Below are 20,988 nucleotides of genomic sequence, written 5' to 3' on the forward strand. Positions count from 1 at the left end.
GCAAGGCGTTATGGCAATTGGGGTTCCGGCGCCGTTGAGCGGCGCACCTTCAGCTCCGGCCGAAGTACGACCCGCTGCCTGATGGCATCTTTATTTCTCAAATGCTCCAGCAGCAAATTGAACGCGAGCTTCCCCATATGCTCCATCGGTTGGGCGACTGTCGTCAGTGGCGGATCTGTGACGGCAGCAAGCACCGTGTCGTCGAAGCCCACAATTGACAGCTGTTCCGGTACGTGAAGCCCAATCTCCTTCGCCGCTTGCATAGCTCCGATCGCAAGCAGGTCGTTGCAGCAAAATATCGCCGTCGGGCGTTCACCACCGCTGCGCGTCAGCAGCTCGGAAGCGCCTCTTTTCCCTTCTTCGACCTTATATTCGCAGATGACAATGCTGGTGTCGTCAAAAGGAACGTTTGCTTCATCGAGCCCTTGCTTGAACCCCCGAATCCGTTCCCGGCTGCTGCTGACCTTTAGTGTTTCGGAAAGAATCGCCAGCCGTTTATGTCCTAGCCCGGTTAAATGCTGTGCAGCAAGAAGCCCTCCGACATAATCGTCTGCCACGACCGTATCTACGGCCAAAGAAGGCGCTTCGCGCGCAATCATCGCCATCGGAATCGATTTCTTATGGAGCCGATTCAATATTTCTGTATTGTCAACACCCGTGCCGATAATGATGCCATCGACGCTCTTCTGCTCCAGAAGCGCGACGTAACGCTCTACCCGGTCGTCTTTATTATCCGTACTGCAAATAATAACGCTATAATCGGATTGATGGGCTTGATCCTCAATAGCTCTCGCAATCTCTGCAAAAAAAGGGTTGGAAATATCCGGAATAAGCACACCTATCGTATACGTTCTTTTGCCCGTAAGTGCAGATGCGATAACGCTAGGCTGGTAGTTCAACCGTTCCATGATCTTGAAGATTTCCTCGCGCCGTTTCTTGCTGATCTTTCCTTTGCCGTTAATGGCGTTGGAAACGGTCGCGATCGAAACCCCGGCCTCTCTGGCCACATCGTATATCGTAGCTTTCATATTCGCTTCCTCATCACTGGTAGTATACAAGAAGGGGATGAGCGCGTCATCCCCTTTCATCATTATGCTTATTTGCAGTTCATATTGCAATACGGACATTCATTTGCCGTCCGACACAGGACGGGTCATGATCCAGCTATGTTCCGGGTCGTTATGAAACTTCCAGGTCCGGTGCGGCCCCGCCATAACATTCAAATAGTAGACATCATATCCGGGGGGCGCCGATACCGGATGGTACCCGCGGGGAACGAGCACCGCCTCGCCGTCCTTGACGACAAGCGTTTCGTCCAGCGTACGGTCGTCGGTATATACCCGCTGTACAGCGAACCCTTGCTCTGGCTTTACCCGGAAATAGTACGTCTCCTCCAGGAACGACTCCTCCGGAAGTGCGTCCCGGTCGTGCTTATGCGGCGGATAGCTCGACCAGTGGCCATTCGGAGTAAATACTTCTACGACAAGGAGACTGTCCGCCGGCTCCTGCTCGGGCAAAATATTATGAATATAGCGCTCAATATTGCCATAACCGCGCGTTTCGACGCCAACCTGCTCCGGAGTGATCAGACGAGCCTTATGTCCCCCCCGCCCAGGAGCAGAACAAATCGCCAGCTCGACAGCGGTAACAGCCTGCAGCTCAAATCGGTCGCCGTTAGGAATATAAACGGAGTACGGCGGGATTTGCTCGAACACGCTCATTCTCCGGCCGATACCGCGCCATTCTTCTCCGCTTGTCGCTACGTGCGCAATGCCGCTTAGCAGTACGAGACACAGCTCATGGTCCCCTGTCTCCCTCGACAACGTTTGGCCCTCGGAGAGCTTCACCACTTCGAATCCGACATAAGTCCAGCCCGCAGACTCCGGAGTAATCGACAGAACCGTTCCATCGGCGGCTGCTTTTTGTTCTGGAGTGACAATCAATTTTGACAAAGCCAACACCTCCCAATCGCTTCCTTGATTAAGACTTAAACCATCTCCGCCATTTGATGGCGCAGCTCGGTCAGCTCACTTAGCTTCACCGGACGCTTCAGCACATATGAAAACTTCGCGGCGAGCGCAATACGCTCCGCCTGCAGCCCGTCGTTGCCGTCAGCCGGAAGCGGGGTATCGTTTATGAGACTGTCGATGAATATTTGCGTCTCTTCCACATAGGCTTGGGTGTATCGCTCGAGGAAGAAATGCAGCGGCTTCTCGGAGACAACGCCGTCCGCACCGCTCACAACCGCCGAATTCGGATGATCGTTAGCCACGGTTACACTCCCTTTACATCCGAACACTTCCACTCGCTGATCATAACCGTACACAGCCTTACGGCTGTTGTCGATGACGCCGAGAGCGCCGCTCGCGAAACGAAGCGTGATAATAGCCGTATCGACGTCTCCGAACTCGGCGAAGACCGGATCGACCAGTACGGCGCCTTGCACGTACACTTCTTCCACTTCGCTCCCGGACAGGAAGCGCGCCATGTCGAAATCGTGAATGGCCATATCCATGAAGAGTCCGCCGGATACTTTAATGTATTCCTTCGGCGGCGGGCTCGGGTCGCGCGACGTGATCTTCACGATGTGCAGATCGCCGATCGTACCAGCTGCGACGTGCTCCCGTACGCGCTTGAAGTTATGGTCAAAGCGCCGGTTGAAGCCGATCTGCAGCTTTACTCCCGCTTTGCGAACCGCCTCCAGCGCCTCTTCCGTTTGCGCGATATCCATGCTCACGGGCTTCTCGCAAAAGATATGTTTGCCTGCTTGAGCAGCTTGCTTGATCAGCGGCACGTGAGTATCGGTCGACGAGCAAATAAATACCGCATCGATATCAGGATGGTTGATAATCTCCAAGCTGTTCTTTGTGACCAGACCGATGCCTCTTACAGCAGCCCAGGCTTCCAGCTCGGGACCTGCGAACAAATCGCTGACGGCGACGACTTCCGCATTCGGGAACCGAATCAAGTTGTCCGCGTGGATTTTGCCGATCCGCCCCGTTCCGATAATGCCAATTTTAATCTTTATCATATTGTATCCTCCCGCTTTCCCCGCGCAGCCGAATAGTTGAATTTTGGCCCGGCCGACCCCTTGATCGCTTCGCGAGCCGGTATCAAATAATTTCTCGGATCGTAAACTTCCCGATTTTTGTAAATAAGCGCGAATCGTTGCAGTGCATGTCATACGAATGCCTCCGTCTGCCTGTTAACCCCCCGCTGTTACCAGCGTGTAGTCACCATTTTTTTGCGGGTATAGAACTCCACTCCGTCCGTACCGTTCGCGTGAAGGTCGCCGTAGAAAGACTTCTTCCATCCGGAGAACGGGAAGAATGCCATCGGGGCCGGAACACCGAGATTGACTCCGAGCATGCCTGCATCGATCGTTTCCCGGAACAGCCGCATATTAGCCCCGCTTCTCGTAAACAAGCAGGCGCCGTTCGCGAATTCCGAGCGGTTGGCAAGTTCGATCGCTTCTTCCAGTGTCGCTACCCGCATGATCGATAACACTGGAGCGAAAATCTCGTCCTCCCAAATTTTCATGCCGTATTGTACTTGGTCAAACAGCGTCGGGCCTACGAAAAAGCCTTTGCCTTCGGCTGCCGCATCTTTACGGCCATCGCGGAGGAGCAGCGCGCCTTCCTTCTCGCCGATCTCGATGTACTTGAGCGTCCGCTCCTTATGCGGTCCGCGGATAACAGGTCCGAGAAACACTCCTTGCTCCAGACCGTTGCCGATGGTCAGCTTGTCGGCGGCTTCGACCAGGCTGTTGACCAGCGTGTCGCCGATTTCCCCTACCGCCACTACGACGGAACAGGCCATGCAGCGCTCTCCGGCGGAGCCGAAGGCGGCGTTGACGATTTCTTTCACCGTGAGATCAAGGTCGGCGTCCGGCATAACGATCGAGTGGTTCTTCGCACCGGCGAGCGCCTGCACGCGCTTGCCGTTGGCGGAAGCAGTCTTGTACACATATTCGGCCACCGGCTGGGAGCCGACGAAGGAAATCGCCGCGATCGACGGATGCTCGAGGACGCCGTTGACGACGTCATGAGCGCCATGAACGATATTGAATACGCCCGCCGGCAAACCAGCCTCTTGAAACAGCTCGGCAAGCCTATTTGTGAGCAGAGGAGTCCGTTCGGAAGGTTTCAGAACGAACGTATTGCCGCAAGCGATCGCCAGCGGAAACATCCAGCATGGAACCATCATCGGGAAGTTAAACGGCGTAATGCCGCCTATGACACCGATCGGATACCGGTACATGCCGGACTCCAGATTCGTCGCGATGTCCGGCAACTGTTTGCCCATCATCAGATTCGGGGCACCTGCCGCAAATTCGACGCATTCGATACCGCGCTGCACTTCGCCGTACGCTTCGCTGTAGCTTTTGCCGTTCTCAAGCGTGACGAGCTTGGCGAGCTCCTCCCAGTTTTCCACCAATAACTGCTGGTATTTGAACAGGATGCGGGCGCGGCGCGGAACCGGTGTGCGGCTCCACGTTTTGAACGCTTCCTTAGCGGTTTGGACCGCCTGGTCCACATCTTCTTTGGTAGAAAGGGGCACGTAAGCGAGAATTTCTTCCGTTGCGGGGTTATAAACAGGATCCTTCCGGTCGGTCTGAGCTTCCACCCATTGTCCGCCGATCCAGTTTTTTAATAATTGCGTCATGCAGCAAAACCTCCTCGAGTATTCTGGTTAAACCGTAATTTCACCGCGGTTGCATCGTTCGATATAATCGTCTACCTGCGCGGCAGTCGGCATGGCGTCGGAACAACTGTGACTGGAGATGACGATACAGGCCGCCGCGCTTCCGTATTCCATACTGCGTTCCAAGGTCCAGCCCTGCATGATGCCGTACAGAAAGCCTGCTGCATACGAATCACCGGCTCCGAACGTCTTAACTACCTTCGCCGGGAACGTCTTGGCGCGATGGCTCGCTCCGTCCTTCGTATAAGCGATGGAGCCGTCTTTGCCGTGCTTGATGATGACGATTTGGGCTGAATGGTCGAACCATTTGGAAGCCGTCACTTGGTCGCTATGCTCTGGATTGTGCTCGAAACGCTCCATCATGTCGAACTCTTCGCGCGTACCGAGTATGATGTCGCATTTCTCTGCAGCCAGGTTGTAGTAAACTGCGGTTTCCTCTTTCGAAGTCCAAGTGTACGGACGATAATCAAGGTCGAAAGCGATGACGGCGCCCTGCTTCTTCGCGTACGCAAGAGCCTGGAACACCGCTTCGCGTGACGGGCTTTGCGCCAGCGCGGTACCCGAAATAAGCAGCATCTTCGACCTGGCGATCGTCTGCTCGTTCACTTCGCTTGGGGTCAGCTTAAGATCCGCGACGTTATCGCGATACATGAGAATGCTGCAATCCGTGGGGCTCTTGATTTCCGTGAAAGCAAGCCCTGTAACCGCTCCGGTCTTGTCCGTCACGATGTTCCCGGTCTCGATCCCGTTTCGGGTCAGATATTCTTGAATGAAGCGGCCCATCTGGTCGTCGGCGATTTTGCCGATGAAAGCGGTCTTCAGCCCCAGTCGGGACATGCCGATGGTAATGTTCGCCGGGGAGCCTCCGACATATTTGGTGAAAGTGCTCGTTTGCTCCATGGGACGGTTAATTTCATTGGCATTCAAGTCGATGCAAAGTCTGCCGATGGCGGTAAAATCCAGTTCCCGCCCAGCCGGAAATGTGACGTAATTCATGCTTTGTTCCCCTCGCTTTCATTTAAATCAAGGACTCCATATAGGCGATTGCCTTGTTTGCGAACTCGTACGCCGGATACTTCGCCGGATCTTGCTCCCCTTCGAGCATCGCCCAGCCGTTATAGCCGCGTGCCGCAAGCTCCCGAATAATCGGAGAAAAATCGAGATCACCTGTTCCAGGCACCGTGAAGACACCCTTACGGATGCATGTGATAAAATCGCAGCCCTCCGCCTGAGCTTGCTCTAGAACATTTTTGCGAACATCCTTCAAGTGGACGTAAGCGATTCGATCGTAATGCTTGTTCAGCACGTCCAGCGGATCCGCTCCGCCGTAGTAGGCATGACCCGTATCGTACAGCAAGTGCACAAGGCCCGGATCTGTGAGTTCCATCAGCCGGTCAATCTCCTCCGGGCGTTCCACGACGGTGCCGCCGTGGTGATGGTAGGTCAGCTTCAGCCCGTGCTCCTTGGCTATAGTCCCGGCCGCATTTAATCCTTCCGCCAAGTTAGCCCAACCGGCCTCATCAAGACGCAATACCACTTTCTCGTACGGGGTGCGACGCGGATCGAAGTGCAAGGAACCGCCAATCTCGCAGGTGCTGATGACCGTACTGCCCATTTCCTTCAAAAATAGGACATGTTCCCGATATGCTTCGAGCTCCGTTTCCCGGTACGCCGGATCGGAGAAGAGCACCGATTTCCACTGCGAAACGAGCTGTAGGTCCCGCTTAGCTAATTCTTGTTTGAGCAGCTCAATATCGGTCGGATATTTCCTGCCCATCTCCGTGCCATGCAGGCCCAGCTTCCGCATTTCGTCCATAATCTGCTCATAGGTGGTGTCCGCACCGTGTTCCTTGACGTCCTCCCCGACCCAGTTAATCGGATGTGCGCCGAGCCGAAACGGCAATTTCCCCATCGCTTTCGCCCTCCATTGTCGTATCAGATTGTTCTTGCCGCTTGAATCCGTTCCTTCATTTCCAAATGTGCCTTGCGCACGTTTTCGCTGGAGGACACTTCGGGAACGCCGACGTTCCACCATGATTCGTAGCCGGAAGTGTTTGTTCCCGGCACGACGGAAATTTCGATCAGTGTCGTGATAGTTTCGCGCTTTGCGAGCAGCAGCGCTTCCTTCAGTTCATCCGCCGTTGCTGCTTTATAAGCTTTAGCCCCAAGGCTGCGGGCATGAGCAGCAAAATCGATCGGCATATATCCGCCGGTAAGCCGCCCTGTTGCCTGCTCACGGTATCGGAATTCATTGCCAAATCCGTCGCTGCCGTGGCCTCGCTGTAAATTGTGAATGCACTGGAAGCCGTGATTATCGAACAATAAGACCGTAATTTTCCTGCCTTCCTGCAGACTTGTAACGAGCTCAGAGTGAAGCATCAGGTAACTGCCGTCTCCTACCATCGCATATACACCGCGTTCCGGCTCCGCAAGCGCTGCGCCAAAAGCCCCGCTCACCTCATATCCCATGCAGGAGAAACCATACTCCATGTGGTACGTCTTCGGCTCCACAGCTCTCCATACCCGGTGCAGGTCACCAGGTAGACTTCCCGCCGCGCATACGATGACGTCGCTCGGATCGATCGTCTCCTGAATGACACCAAGCGCTCGGGTCTGCGTCAACCCTTGCTCATGCTCAATGGTAAACAGGCGGTCGACTTCGGCATCCCACTGCTGCTTCAAAGCCGCTATTTCTCCGTCCTCGTAGGAGCTGCGATAGGCTTGCGCATGTAATGCTTCGCCCAGCGCCTTGAGACCGAGCTTCGCATCGCAGGTCAGCGCCGCGCCGCTCCACTTGCTCGAGTCAAACGCACTGACGTTGATGTTCACAAACTGCACCGCAGGATTCGCAAAAGCCGACTTGGAGGCTGTCGTGAAGTCGGAGTAGCGGGTTCCGATGCCGATAATAACGTCCGCTTCCTTCGCCAGAAGGTTGGCAGCCAAAGTACCGGTGACGCCGATGCCACCAACATTCAACGGATGATTCCATGGAAGCGAGCTTTTGCCGGCTTGCGTCTCCGCAACCGGAATGGCGAACGCTTCGGCGAATTCGCGCAGCTCCTGAACGGCGGATGCGTACAAGACACCGCCGCCTGCGATGATGAGCGGCCGCTTCTTGCCTTGCAGCAGCTTCGCGGCCCGCTCAAGCGCATCGGTCGCCGCAGGGTGCCGGTCTACGTAATGGACCCGCTTCTCAAAGAAGGCCTCCGGATAGTCGTATGCTTCGGCTTGAACATCCTGCGGCAACGCGAGCGTAACGGCTCCGGTCTCGGCCGGATCGGTCAGCACGCGCATCGCCTGCAGCGCAGCGGTCATCAGTTGCTCCGGCCGAACGATCCGGTCCCAATATTTGCTGACTGCCTTGAATGGATCGTTCGCCGACACGGTATAATCGCTGGTTACTTCAAGCTGCTGCAGCACGGGGTCGGGCTGCCGCGATGCAAAATTGTCTCCTGGCAGCAAAAGCACCGGAATACGGTTGACCGTCGCTGTGGCCGCCGCCGTTACCATATTCAGCGCCCCTGGTCCAATAGAAGTCGTGCAGGCAAAAATTTGCTTGCGATTGCTTTGCTTGGCGAAAGCGGTTGCAGAATGAACCATACCCTGTTCGTTCTTGCCTTGAATGAACAACAGATCGCTCTCCGCCCGTTCGAGCGCCTCACCGATACCGGTGACATTACCATGCCCGAATATGCCCATGACGCCACGAACGAACTTGGTCTCTACGCCGTCGACCGAAATGTACTGCCGATCCAGAAACTGAAGTAATGCCTGAGCCATCGTCAATCGAATCGTTGCCATCGAATCACTCCATTGTTAGTTAATCCTTGTTTTTTTCTTGACTTGTTTCTTTAAAAATTAGGTAAAGCGCTTTACCTAATTGTACAACGATTCTTCACGGTTCTCAATACTAATTTTTTTGACGTTTCAGATTCATCAAAATACTGGCGAATGACGCGCTATGTCGTCTCTTTGCCGGTCCTTGTCGTACGCTTGATATACACACCCGATCCCAGTACTCGGGCCTGAACAGCTCTATGGACACCCTATCTCCGTAACCTATTGCTTCTGCGTTTACTAGAATAGCCTTCCAGGTGCACTCATCCATAGCCCGGCCATTCCCGATGGTGATTCCCTAAACGCTCCGGACGGCTAGTCTTCGATGTCGTCGATATGAAAAACAAAGAAAAAAGTAATCGATTAACTTATTATAAAAAATAACTGCGCAGCTTACGGTCAAAATTCTCCTCTGAACGTAAACACGCAGACAATCGTTACTGTTTATTTGAAGTCGTAGCGCGAACCTTAATTTCAGGAAACATCCTGATTCGTTGGTTTATTTTCTGGCCGCGTTCAATTTTATTAACAATCACTTCCATGACCTTCTGACCCAAATCCCCCACAGGCATTGCAACCGAAGTGAGCTCTGGATGGATAATTTTACACCATACCGTGTTATCGAAGCCAACAACGGACAGCTCTTCGGGAATGGCAACACCTCGTATTCTGGCGGCCCTCATGCTGCCAACGGCCAGTATATCGTTGCAGCCGAATATCGCGCTCGGTCTTTCCGCCAAATCCAACAATCGTCCACCGGTTGCTTCCGCTTCGTCAATTTTATGTCCGCTATACATAATAAGGCTTTCGACCGGATCAATACCCGCGTTCTGCAAGGCAGTCAAATAACCACGAACCCGTTCATTGCTACTGAACGTTTCCTCAGCAATCACGCCTATGCGCCGATGTCCTAAAGCAAGAAGATGCTCCGTTGCTATGATTCCTCCTTGATAATCGTCCACCGTTACGCTGTCGATTAACAATTCAGGTTTTTCGTAGGCAAACAAAACGACCGGCACCTCGTCTTTAAGCAGTTCTTCAAGCATTCTCGTGTTTTTGAAACGTGAAGCGATAATAAATCCGTCAACCTGCTTTTGCCGCATGAGCGTGATATGCTTCGCTTCCTTCTCGGGATCGTTGTCCGTGCTGCACAAAACGATACTGAACCCAAAGCCTTGACCGCTCGCCTCAATACTTTTTAAATATTGCGCGTAAATCGGGTTGTCCATATCAGGTATCAACAGAGCGATTTGATAGGTCAGCTTCCCTTTCATCGCCGATGCCAGGACGTTGGGCTGATAGTGCAGCTCTTCTATGATTTTAAGAACTCTTTGCCTGGTATTGATGCTGATCTTGCCATTGTTGTTAATGACCTTTGAAACGGTGGCCGTCGAAACCTTCGCGAGCCTGGCGATATCATAAATGGTAGGTTTCATAAGCACAGTCCAATCTATGGTTTTTAAACTTATTTTACATCAACGAAACAACATTAGAAACATTGCATCAGACACACGTAGTCATTCGGATCAATATCCCCAGGGGGGAAGTGCGTGCAATCACCTTGTCTGACCAAGCTAATAGATTGAATCTACACCAATCGACACATATCAGATTGCAGCACGCTGTAGGCTCGAAAACCTTGTGGAAACATTCACTATAGTGACCAGCACTCTTTTTATGACAAATTAATTTATTACCCTCATCCGGGAGTTGCAGCGTTTTACACTCGTTCGTTCGTTCGTTCTTTGTAAAGTTCTAGTCAACGTTTCATATTCCGGTGCGGACTTGAATAACGGGGTAATCTGCTCCCCTATGTCATGGCAATGCCCATCTGCGCCTCGGGGTGAATGACTTCTCAATTCTTTGGCATAAGGTCGTAAGTCCAGGGCGCTGAAGAAGACAGGCAAACGTTCTTTGAGTTCAAGCTTTTGAAGTTCTTCAAAGGAAAATAGACTTTCTGGGAGAATATTCATAGTGACTTCCCCCCTTGGGTTTTCTGGTTTGGTCACTTGAAATTTCTCCAAGTTGGGGTGAAGTCCTTTTTTATGTCTGAAAACCTTTGTCTAGTAAGGGCTCAGGTTAATGCAAAATGCTCAACTATAAAATGTCGCATTTTAACTCTCTTCACATTACAGCTCTTGCTTCAAGAAGCTAACACATGATGCACTATAAGATGCCGCTATATAGAGTAAAGTACTGATTACTACAATATGTTTTTCCCCTTGGTCGCTCGAAATAAATTGTAAGGATTGCAGAGGAATAACCGGTACTAAACTTATTGGACTAAAGCTAGCAACAATTATGCTCGAAATTATTATAAAACCTAGATTGAGCATAATGGACTTTATTAAAGTCTTACTAATGACTGATATAAAAAAGACAACTGATATAATAGCTGCATATACAAAATAATAAAACAGTATGTTTTGAATTTGATCGATAGACAGAGACACTTTGTTGAAAATAATAGGAACTCCCATTACTATTGCTACGTGAATGCTGATGATTACAAAACTAACTATCGAAAATACAACGTATTTTGTTGTAATAATTCTATTTCGACTTAGACCCGTACCTATAAGTACACGGAAATTATTAGCACTATAATCACGATTTACGTAGAAGATTGCAAAAATAGTAATGTAAAGCATTAATACAGCGGAAGAACTTACAAAGGCCGTGTTAAGTAAGATACTAGGGTCGCTGACACTTAAAAATATGGAAACTGCCATTACTACAGACATGAGATACAGGAGATTTGGTGAATGGGAGATTTTATACAACTCTACTTTATACATTATTTCCTCCTTCACTGACCTGTGTTAGTCGAACAAAATAATCTTCAATTGTTTCTTGCTGACGATAGTATTCTGTGATTCGGTAGTTCATTTTTACAAGCATAGATAGCAGTTCTTTAGGTACATCTGATATATCCGTTATTGTTATGTCATTATTTTCTGCTATTATTTGGGTAATTCCTTTACTTTTTAAGAAGCCTACTACTTCCACTACATTGTCTTCATGCTTAATCCTAATGAATGGCTCACACTGACGTTCCATTTCTTGAGCAGAGTGCAAAGCAATTAGTTCTCCTTTGTGCAAAATACCGTAGCGTGTTGCAACTTGGTGCAGCTCCGTTAATATATGGCTTGAGATTAGAAAGGTTATTCCTCTTTCACGATTCAATTTTCTTATCAAATCGCGCATATCAATGATCCCCTTTGGATCAAGACCATTAATCGGCTCATCCAATATTAAAAATTTTGGTGAACCGATCAAAGCCATTGCAAGTCCAAGTCGTTGACGCATACCTAAGGAAAACTTACTTACTTTTTTTGAACCGACATCATCGAGGCCAACGATTTTTAGTGTTTCTCCTACTACGGACTTATTACCAATCCTTTTCGCTAATCTGATTATTTCCAAATTGTCTGCCGCAGTCATATCGCCATAACAAGCTGGTTGTTCAATCATGACCCCCATTTGTTTTCGACTATGCGAACTATGCCGATTTGTAGTTGCCCCCATTATGACAATTTCACCTTTTGTCGCCTGGCTACTCCCGGCAATGATTTTCATAAGTGTCGATTTTCCAGCGCCGTTTTCACCTATCAAGCCGAAGATTTCGCCTCGTTCAATCGTTAGCGAGATCCCCTTTAAAACCTTCTGTCCTTTATACTCCTTTGTGAGATTTAACGTTCTCAAAATGATATCCTTTTCCACATGCCCATCTCCTAATTAAGATCCAAATAAGTGATAGAGACTATACAATTCACCCTTTTTATCCATTAACTCTTCAAATGTCCAGCTACCCAGCTATTGAGTAATTTGGATTCTCATGGTCTGCCAAACTATCGGCTAGTTCTTGAAGATAATTCATCATTCAGATGAATTAGAGCCCTATCCAACGTTTCGTCATCGGGCTTGTGGAATCATATGTTGATTTTCATTCAAAAAAATATCCTGCCTCAAAATTGGCAGGATGACAAAATTAAGTGTACGAGCTAAAGCCATTTTACACTAACCGCTATTAAAATCATTAGTTACCCCACCTGCCGAAGCATTTGCATAGGCTTTGTTTGTAAGGACTGTCTGGCCGCAAGCCAGACTACAGCTTCTGTTGTAATAACAGATAGACCAATACCGTAAAGTATCCAAGCTTTGTTTACAACAAGAGAGGTGTGAAAAACAAGTAGTATGACTGCCGATGTTAGCATTATGGACATTGTGACACCTACTAAACCAGCAACGAAAGAAATTATTAAATTCTCTAGTAGTACATCCACCATAATCTTCTTTGATGAACTTCCAATCGCTTTGAATATAGCAATATCGCGATTTTTTTGAATTAACCCGATTACGATTTGATTTCCGATCATTAGAATGGCAGTGATAAATGCAAAAAGGGTAACAACCGAAAAAAATGTGCTCTGCATTTTAATAATATATTTCAAACTATCACTTGCAGTGTCTGATATTAAGTAAGCCATAGCAGACGAAGGGAGATTTTCATTCAACTGTTGAAGCACCTTATCGGTATTAGCACTTGGAACGTCTATGGAGTAAGAGATTCTACTAGGAGAGCCATACTGCAGTAATGTATTCATAGGAATTCTCATTTGTACAGTCTTAACAATACCTGACTGAAAAAAACCTACAATTTTTAATTCAATTACTTTTGTGCCAATTCCAATAGATATTGTATCACCTAATTCAAATCCTAAATTTTTGTAGTCTTCCAGCAACAGTGCTGATTTCTGCAATCCATCTGATGTGGTTAAATCTCTTCCTGATTCGATTTTGTATGGTCTCATTAAGTCGCCAGTATTCGTACCTTCAATAGATAATCTGTTCGTGCTAAAAAATTTATTATTCTTGCCTTTTTCCTGTAAAATGGGGAGTATGTCATTTGAATTAATCCCATTAAGAAAACCGCTAAGCTGAATACCTTTTGACCACTTATCGATATTTATTGCTTTAAAACGCTCCTCTACGCTCATTTCATCTTGAATAGAAGAAGTCACTAATAAATTACCCTTGGATTCAGTTTCAAGTTGAGTTTTAACCGAATCAATAAGATTTTCTGCAATCATATGACTCATAACAGCAGATAGTACGCCCACCGTCAAAGTTACAGTTAATAAACTATTTGTTTTCTTAAAGGATGATAGATTATGAAGCGGTACATACCAGCGTTGTGGTGCAAATCTGCGAAGGGAACCGATGAAGCCAAAAAATAAAGAAAATAAAAAAGCTATACATCGAACAAGAATAATAATGATTAAAAAAACTAGAAAAACAACACACCACGTAATCAATACTTTCATTATCCACGAACGCGATGAATCAATGAACAATGTTTTTTGTAGATAGAGCGCACAGAAAAAGGTTACAAGCAAATCATACAACCTTTTTCTCCAAAAACTTCTTTTGAGCGGAGGGAGAGACATCGTGGTATCTTTTAATAAATCCATTGGCCGGATAAAGATCATTCCCCCCAGCGACGTCCAAGAAGAGAAAACAGGAATGAAAAGACCTAGAAAAAAGCTAACACCTATTGTACGGAAGCTAATATGACCATAGAGCGGAACAGATAACATCCTTCCCAAATATGTAGTCAACCATATGTTAACAAGTAATCCGATTCCTATCCCAATTAAAGTTCCGCATATTCCCATGATTGCACTTTCTCCAAGGAAAAAAAATCGGATTTGCCGATTTTTTAAACCAATTGCCTTCATAGCTGCAATATCTCTCATACGGGAGAGCATAGTCACGCGCATTGTATTGGATACCGTGATGGAGCAAATCCCTAGTGCAAGCAAACTAAATATCTGCAAGACAGGAAGGAGTGTCTTCATATCCTGTAGACGCTGCTGTACCTTATCATTTAATGTAATAATATCAATACCAGGTATATATTCTTTCAGTTGCTCTTTAATAACTTGAGACTCATTGGCTGCAGGTATTTGAAATAGTATTTCATTTACTGATTCAGTATCTATGTTCAAAATTGAATAAAGCTGATTCAGATTAACATAGCCGGCTCCAAAGACGTTAGCATCTCCGTAGGATTCCTCTACATTGTGAACAATACCTGTCAAAGTAAAAGACTGCATGGTTCCATCTAAGGAATTCGGGATAGAAACCTTATCACCAACCTTGGCTTGTAACCGATCCGCGGCACCTTTTGATAGTAAAATAGAATCCTTTTGCATATTGCGAATATTCTCAAACTGCTCCACACCATAATAGGGGTATTTTGTAGGATCAATTCCTTTGATAATTACGCTTGTCGTTCTGCTTTGAGATTTAATCATGGTTTGGCTCACATAAGAAGCTAAGTAATTTATATTTTCGTCTTTATCGAAAAGACTTCCTATCTGAGAATGTTTGAGAGGTTTTAAATAGGATTGGACTAATAAATCTCCGCCAAGCATGGTTTTAGCTGAGTTTCGGATGGAGTGAGGAGCAAGTTCTGCCAAACTAAACATTAAAAAAAAGCATGTAATCCCAACAATAATGCTGAATACTGTAAAAAAAGTTCGCAGCTTACTTCTTAGCAAACTTCTCCAGGCTGATTTAAAAAACATGGATGCTCATCCTTTCAACCTTTAATCATCTCAATGTTAGTGATAAGCCCATCCCGTAAATGAATAACACGATCCGCTCGCCTGGCAACACTGGGGTCATGGGTTGCAATAATAAAACACATATCTAAATCGTCTCTTAAGCTGCAGATAAGATCAATGATCGTTTTTCCTGTTTCCTCGTCAAGATTTCCTGTTGGCTCGTCAGCAATAACAATTGCAGGCGTATTTACTAATGCTCTTGCTAACGCTACACGTTGCTGTTGCCCTCCCGAAAGCTGACTAGGCAGATGCTTGAAGCGTTCCCCCATTCCAACGAGTTCAAGCAACTTTGCTGCACGATTGCGTATGTCGCCGCGTCTGACCCCTTTTAAACCAAATAAGGGCAGCATGACGTTCTCCATTGCATTCATAGTGGAAATCAAATTAAAGGATTGGAAAACAAATCCGATTTTATTAGCTCGACAACTCGATAAATCAGCTTCTGACAAGTTGGTAAGCTCTTGTCCTTCTAAATATACTTGACCGCATGTAGGAATATCTAAAGTACCAAGAATGCCCAATAAAGTTGACTTTCCACTCCCACTAGGTCCCATAATACAAACGAGTTCTCGCCTGTTAAATTCTATATCGATTCCTTTCAAAATTTCTATCGGTCCCGTTTCGAGTAAGTATTCTTTGTGTAAATTTTCAGTTTTAAGAATACTATTCATTTTGTGCAACCTGCTTTCTCTTCCGATTTTTTATTTTTTGTACGATGTACGTTATGGGTTTTATGAGAATAATAACACCCAAAGCAAGAAAACCTTTAATAGAATTTACGTCAAAACTTAGAATAGACGTGAAAATAAATAAAATATACTGTAACATGTATGTCGTTGCAATTGAAAAAGCAATAATATAAACAGAACAATAAGTTAGAAACACAACTTTATACTTACGATTCATATTTTTAATTTCTGAGGCTAATTTATGCCGATATGAACGCAATTGAAGTACATATCCACAAAAACTGTATTTTAGCAATCTAAATGCCCTTGTATGAAGATTGGGGATCCCTAAAATATCAGTTAAAACCCAAAAGCCATCAAATCGTAACGATGGATTTAGGTTGCTAACTACTGTCAACAAGATAAAGTGGTTGGCGATCAATAGGTACTCTGATTGGTTGAAAATAAAAATAATCTGAAAAATTATGAAGACCCATAATTGAAAATATACACCAGAAATATCTACTAAAACACGTTGCTTTCTCGGAAGGCTCCAGGCTTCACTTAAATCAACAAATAGCACCGGCGTTAAGAAGTAAAGACCAATACCAACATCTTTAGGCTTTATATTGCACCGATAAGCAGCAGTCATATGTCCCAGTTCATGAATGAACGCTGACAAATACAAAAGTAATGTAGATACTATCATTAAACGATACGAACTTAGTGCATGAAACAGAGAATATCCATACGAATAGCGAATGAATAGAGTGAATTGTAATATAAGGAGTATGCAAAAGATAATGAATAGAGGGATTGAAAACAAACTTTTTAATATTGAACAAAGCTTCTTCAGCCTACTTGAATCCATAATTGGTGTTCGAAAGGATATAGCAGAATGATGTGCAGCTTTTTTTTCATTCCCCACTATTACGCCTTGTTTTAATAAGTTGCATTCAATCAATGATCTTAATTCATCAAATATAAACACTTCGTTGTATATTTTTGACATTATATCACATAAATTTTCTACGGAGTTAGTTCCATTAATATAAGAAAAGAGAGTTTTAATTTTTTCGCTTACTTTCATTTGTAGACCGTTATCAAATCTAATTAAATATTGTGGAGAAGTTTCCCACACATCCATTGTGTGAACAGTGTAGGGTATCAGTTGTGGATAACCTATCCGTTCTACGTTCATAGGGACATCTCCTTTCGAAGGGATGTATATTCGACAAGGTCCGGCGGTTAAGTATACTAATTTAAAATTTCCGCGGGTTTAACCAGTCCCATGCTTACATGTAAAGTGGATGTCCAGCTTATTGGCCAGTCCTTCGCCTTTCAGTAGCTTAAAAGCTTCATAAAAGGAACGGATACTACGAGTGTTCAGGTTGTCTATCACCAGTACGATTTGCTCCGCATCGGGCTAGTGGACATTAATCAACTTCTGAATACACAGGGTAAAATCCATACGGTTCGTTGATTCAAAACGCGGACGTTCGCTTGGCTCCCAACGGCGTAACATCATAAACGGATTGATGACGCCGTTGTGATTGTATTCATAATCAACACGTTTCGTTTGATTTGGCTTGCCCGTGATGGATAGACAGGTTGTTTTTCAAGATTGGTGATGTTCTTCTTGGATTTAGTCCTTTACCGGTGTTTTCCATCAACTATCCCTCCGATTATGATGATTGTATCGGTTAGCTTATGACAACTATTGGCTTGATCCGTTAAATAGTACTAGGAGTCTCTCTAATGAAGAAACCGATAGTGTTCAATCGCCTTTATTTCTTCACAATAATAAAATGATTGAACACATCTCAAAAAATAATATTTCATAAGTTCAAAACTGACTATAATCCTCAACCATTTTGCACATTCACACCCTATAAATTCCTAAAAATAAAAACCACGTACCCTCATAGAAAGTAATCACTAGGAACCTTATGAGAAGTGAAATTATTCCATTAGCTGAATGAACTTATCTTTATTCTGCTCAATACACGTTGATATCGTTTCGTGAGCATAATTACAGTAAGGACTTACGATATCTCCGTTACGCATCAGATTTGCAAATGCACATCCTCCACCACAAAATAATGAAATGGAACAGTCCAAGCACTTTTCAGAATCGGTTATATCACGATCCCATATTTGGTGAGCTTCAACATTTATTTGATATTCAGGATAAAAAGTAGCAATGGAAATATTGGGTCTACCTACTGATTCTGGGCAGGGGTATATAAGGCCGTCTGTACCGAATGTATAATAGCGTTGGTCTCTAGCACTACATTCCTTGAATAAGGGTACACTTCCTGAACCGAGTGCACATGAATCAGAAAACTGTAAACTATCCCAATTGAACGAACGTATCGACTCCCTAATTCTTGATGTTCGCATTGTCAAAACGGTGCCAAGTTTTGCATTAAACTTATGCATAAATGAATCTAAGTCCCCAAACTTTTTATATAAAGCCACTAATAATTCATGTTCAGGAAGATGATTGGGTAAATCTACACCAAAATGATCTGTAACAGGCGAAATTTGCCAAGCAAAATTGGGCATAGTGTTCCACCCTTGCTGTTCAATGAAGTCAGCTAATTCTTCTAAGTATTCGACATTATCTTTATTTACATTTGTTCGAACTGCAACTCCAAATCCCCGTCTTAAGGCATCAGAAATATTTTTTACAATTCGAACAAACGTACCTTTCCCACCTGCGGTAATCCTTCGCGAATCATGAATCTTTTGGGGACCATCAAGTGATATCTGAAAAAAATCCCAGCTTTCTTTAAAAGGCTCTAACATATCCAAAAACTCATGCAGTTGGGTCCCATTTGTTATGGCATACATCCTGAAACCATAGTGTTCAATCGCACGTTGGACAACTTCAGATACTGCCTTCTTTGTTATTGTTAAGAAAGGCTCCCCACCGTATAGCATCATCTTATGTTGAGAGCCAATAAATCTTCCTCTATCACTTTCCATCTGGATTATTTTATCAACTGCTTCAAACATTTTGTTGATCTGGTCAGGCTCAAGTGCGTGCGATTGTTCATGAATAGAATGGTCTTGAAAACAATAAGAACATCTTAAATTACATGCATAAGTCGTACAAACATTAAATGTAACCCCCCCCTTACTTTTCATAGAAGCTAAATTCATTACTTTCCTGATCTGATAAAGTTTATCCAGTTCAATAGCTCTACTTTCATAAACATAGCCTCGTCTTAAAAAAAAATTAACAAGTTCTTGGGTGTCACTATCAGAATCAAGGGGCATATTATTACTTATACGATCAAGTACTTCTTTTACTTCTTTGCCAAATACATCGATGGCACCAGTCAGGGAATTAATTACAAAATACTGCCCCTCCTGAAGCTTATGAATCGAATTATAAGTGCTTGAAATCATTTCATTGTATCCTCCTTTCAAACAGCGGTGATTCATCTTGCAATATCGCTATATATTTTTCTAAACGATCATGGACTCTTGGACAGTTAGGTTTATCCAAGCTACCATTTACAAGCAAGGCTTCAGTTGGACACCAACCTCCACAAATTGGTGCTGAAGGGCATTCAATGCACTGAGGTATGGTATATGAATTAAAATTGCACCACTTGTTATGCAGCGATTCATTAATCTGGAGTTCGGGAAAAAATTGACCAATACTGTACTCTGGTCTTCCTACCAAATCAGGACATGGATATATATAATTATCAGGACCAAACGCATACATACGCCCCTCTGCCGCTTCACAGAACGTATAATTTGGAGAAATCATTCCAATGTGCCCACCTAGTCGTGGATCTAACAACATGGTCGATCGGTAAAGTCGATAAATTTCCGATCCAAACTTTAGCCGGTTTTTATTCAAAAGCTCTTTGATTTTAGGAGTCGCCGATAGTAATTTTCTTAGAATTTCATAACCCTGCAGGATAGTAGAATCAATTTCTTGACAGGTATGGTTGGTAACTGCAGATAATGAAATAGATAAGTTTTCATAATCTAATAAACCAATATCATCATAATATTGGATCAAGCTTGATATGTGGTCTATATTTTTTCTATCGATATTGACACGCAAAATTACCTGAATGCCAGTTTCTAGGACAGTTCTAACTCCTCGATGAATAACATCAAAAGTTCCCTGTCCACCAACTAAGTAACGACGAATGTCATGTATTTCTTTCGGGCCATCAACAGTGACTAAAACACTCATACGTTCTTTGTATAATTCAAAAATTTCGATGAAGGATTCCAAAAAATACCCATTCGTATTGCAACCGATTTGGAGCTTTCGCTCAGATGCCATTTTACAAATTTTTCCCACAACATTTTTTGTCATAGGTAGAAGAGGCTCTCCACCGAACAAGTTCACCAAACCAGGTTTGTTCCCATTACGTATACTTACTTGATCGATGAACTCCATAACTTTATTCAGTTGCTGATCACTCATAACCTCCATATTTTCATGTTGCGAGTGGCCTTCGAAACAATAGGAGCATCTATAATTACATGCATAAGTTGGACAGACAATATAATGCATCATCTCGCTAGAATCAACAATTGTAGTCGCCTGATTAATTCGTCTCTCTTGATCAAATTCATCTCGAAACAGGTATCCCCGTTGAAGAAGTAATTCAATGCATTCCTCAGACAACTCTGCTTCAGCATCTTCATTTCCATTTAATTGATCCATGATTTGAACGAGCTCATATGAAAAAAAATCGACAGCACCTGTTAATGTGTTTATTAGCAACACTTCATCTCCGACAGGGAAGCGAAGCATATAACGATTTACAATCACTCTTAATCACACTTTCCTTTTGAGAGTTTCATGCGGAGAGCTGCCGGCCCTTGCCTGCAGCTCTCTTTAATTCCACGAAAATCTATTAGAACTGAATACAACAATTCCAGCAACAGTTATCACAACAAATCGTACAATTGAAGCAGAGCATTTCATCGCGATTTTCCAGACTTTCCATTTGGTCAACCAAGCCAGTCCAAAGTTGTTTGTCTTCATTTACAGAACGAACCTTAAATTTGTTTTCACTGGACATACGAAACCTCCTTTCAATTTATAATAGTAATAGGCCGATGATAAGTTCTTGCAAAAGCAACTTGATTTCTGCCTGAAAGTC

15 protein-coding genes and 1 pseudogene are annotated in these 20,988 nt (G+C 45.0%); all 16 read right to left on the reverse strand.

The window, feature by feature from the left end; all coding sequences use genetic code 11:
* Positions 1–8 precede the first annotated feature (8 nt).
* Positions 9–1,028, reverse strand: coding sequence for a LacI family DNA-binding transcriptional regulator (locus G358_RS0122400; protein ID WP_026342409.1), 1,020 nt, complete (start codon positions 1,026–1,028; stop codon positions 9–11).
* Between the two features lie 99 nt (positions 1,029–1,127).
* On the reverse strand, positions 1,128–1,952 hold the full coding sequence (gene iolB / locus G358_RS0122405) for a 5-deoxy-glucuronate isomerase (protein WP_019639503.1): 825 nt from the start codon (positions 1,950–1,952) through the stop codon (positions 1,128–1,130).
* 35 nt (positions 1,953–1,987) lie between these two features.
* A complete protein-coding gene (gene iolG, locus G358_RS0122410; protein WP_026342410.1) occupies positions 1,988–3,031 on the reverse strand; it encodes an inositol 2-dehydrogenase in 1,044 nt (347 codons plus the stop codon).
* A 188-nt stretch (positions 3,032–3,219) separates the two neighbouring features.
* Positions 3,220–4,665, reverse strand: a complete 1,446-nt coding sequence (locus G358_RS0122415) for a CoA-acylating methylmalonate-semialdehyde dehydrogenase (RefSeq protein ID WP_019639505.1) — start codon at positions 4,663–4,665, stop codon at positions 3,220–3,222.
* 27 nt (positions 4,666–4,692) lie between these two features.
* On the reverse strand, positions 4,693–5,700 hold the full coding sequence (iolC, locus tag G358_RS0122420) for a 5-dehydro-2-deoxygluconokinase (protein ID WP_019639506.1): 1,008 nt from the start codon (positions 5,698–5,700) through the stop codon (positions 4,693–4,695).
* 22 nt (positions 5,701–5,722) lie between these two features.
* Entirely contained in the window at positions 5,723–6,616 is an 894-nt protein-coding gene (gene iolE, locus G358_RS0122425; RefSeq protein ID WP_019639507.1) for a myo-inosose-2 dehydratase, read from the reverse strand.
* Between the two features lie 23 nt (positions 6,617–6,639).
* Positions 6,640–8,505, reverse strand: coding sequence for a 3D-(3,5/4)-trihydroxycyclohexane-1,2-dione acylhydrolase (decyclizing) (gene iolD / locus G358_RS0122430; RefSeq protein ID WP_019639508.1), 1,866 nt, complete (start codon positions 8,503–8,505; stop codon positions 6,640–6,642).
* Positions 8,506–8,978: 473 nt separating this feature from the next.
* Positions 8,979–9,977, reverse strand: coding sequence for a LacI family DNA-binding transcriptional regulator (locus G358_RS0122435; RefSeq protein ID WP_019639509.1), 999 nt, complete (start codon positions 9,975–9,977; stop codon positions 8,979–8,981).
* A gap of 384 nt (positions 9,978–10,361) precedes the next feature.
* Positions 10,362–10,514, reverse strand: a pseudogene (locus G358_RS34620) (transposase); the annotation flags it as partial.
* Positions 10,515–10,670: 156 nt separating this feature from the next.
* Positions 10,671–11,339: an ABC transporter permease gene (locus G358_RS0122445; RefSeq protein ID WP_019639511.1), complete on the reverse strand. Its 669-nt coding sequence runs from the start codon at positions 11,337–11,339 to the stop codon at positions 10,671–10,673.
* Positions 11,332–12,264 (reverse strand): ABC transporter ATP-binding protein, encoded by a 933-nt coding sequence (locus G358_RS0122450; RefSeq protein WP_019639512.1) that lies wholly within the window; start codon positions 12,262–12,264, stop codon positions 11,332–11,334. Before G358_RS0122450 ends, G358_RS0122445 begins: the two co-directional genes overlap by 8 nt.
* A 320-nt stretch (positions 12,265–12,584) precedes the next feature.
* Entirely contained in the window at positions 12,585–15,134 is a 2,550-nt protein-coding gene (locus tag G358_RS0122455; protein ID WP_019639513.1) for an ABC transporter permease, read from the reverse strand.
* Between the two features lie 14 nt (positions 15,135–15,148).
* A complete protein-coding gene (locus G358_RS0122460) occupies positions 15,149–15,844 on the reverse strand; it encodes an ABC transporter ATP-binding protein (RefSeq protein ID WP_019639514.1) in 696 nt (231 codons plus the stop codon).
* Complete coding sequence (locus G358_RS30680) at positions 15,837–17,042, reverse strand: site-2 protease family protein (protein WP_019639515.1); 1,206 nt, start codon at positions 17,040–17,042, stop codon at positions 15,837–15,839. The genes G358_RS0122460 and G358_RS30680 overlap by 8 nt, the downstream gene beginning before the upstream one ends.
* 761 nt (positions 17,043–17,803) lie before the next feature.
* Positions 17,804–19,258, reverse strand: coding sequence for a radical SAM/SPASM domain-containing protein (locus G358_RS0122470; RefSeq protein ID WP_019639516.1), 1,455 nt, complete (start codon positions 19,256–19,258; stop codon positions 17,804–17,806).
* 1 nt (position 19,259) lies between these two features.
* Positions 19,260–20,654, reverse strand: coding sequence for a radical SAM/SPASM domain-containing protein (locus G358_RS0122475; protein WP_019639517.1), 1,395 nt, complete (start codon positions 20,652–20,654; stop codon positions 19,260–19,262).
* Positions 20,655–20,988: the final 334 nt, after the last annotated feature.

This window comes from Paenibacillus fonticola DSM 21315 (assembly GCF_000381905.1).
GTDB lineage: Bacteria > Bacillota > Bacilli > Paenibacillales > Paenibacillaceae > Fontibacillus > Fontibacillus fonticola.

Coding starts and splice junctions, on each gene's coding strand:
- G358_RS0122400 (WP_026342409.1), bottom strand. CDS start 1,028: ATGAAAGCTACGATATACGATGTGGCCAGAGAGGCCGGGGTTTCGATC.
- iolG (WP_026342410.1), bottom strand. CDS start 3,031: ATGATAAAGATTAAAATTGGCATTATCGGAACGGGGCGGATCGGCAAA.
- G358_RS0122415 (WP_019639505.1), bottom strand. CDS start 4,665: ATGACGCAATTATTAAAAAACTGGATCGGCGGACAATGGGTGGAAGCT.
- iolC (WP_019639506.1), bottom strand. CDS start 5,700: ATGAATTACGTCACATTTCCGGCTGGGCGGGAACTGGATTTTACCGCC.
- iolE (WP_019639507.1), bottom strand. CDS start 6,616: ATGGGGAAATTGCCGTTTCGGCTCGGCGCACATCCGATTAACTGGGTC.
- iolD (WP_019639508.1), bottom strand. CDS start 8,505: ATGGCAACGATTCGATTGACGATGGCTCAGGCATTACTTCAGTTTCTG.
- G358_RS0122435 (WP_019639509.1), bottom strand. CDS start 9,977: ATGAAACCTACCATTTATGATATCGCCAGGCTCGCGAAGGTTTCGACG.
- G358_RS0122445 (WP_019639511.1), bottom strand. CDS start 11,339: ATGTATAAAGTAGAGTTGTATAAAATCTCCCATTCACCAAATCTCCTG.
- G358_RS0122455 (WP_019639513.1), bottom strand. CDS start 15,134: ATGTTTTTTAAATCAGCCTGGAGAAGTTTGCTAAGAAGTAAGCTGCGA.
- G358_RS0122460 (WP_019639514.1), bottom strand. CDS start 15,844: ATGAATAGTATTCTTAAAACTGAAAATTTACACAAAGAATACTTACTC.
- G358_RS30680 (WP_019639515.1), bottom strand. CDS start 17,042: ATGAACGTAGAACGGATAGGTTATCCACAACTGATACCCTACACTGTT.
- G358_RS0122470 (WP_019639516.1), bottom strand. CDS start 19,258: ATGATTTCAAGCACTTATAATTCGATTCATAAGCTTCAGGAGGGGCAG.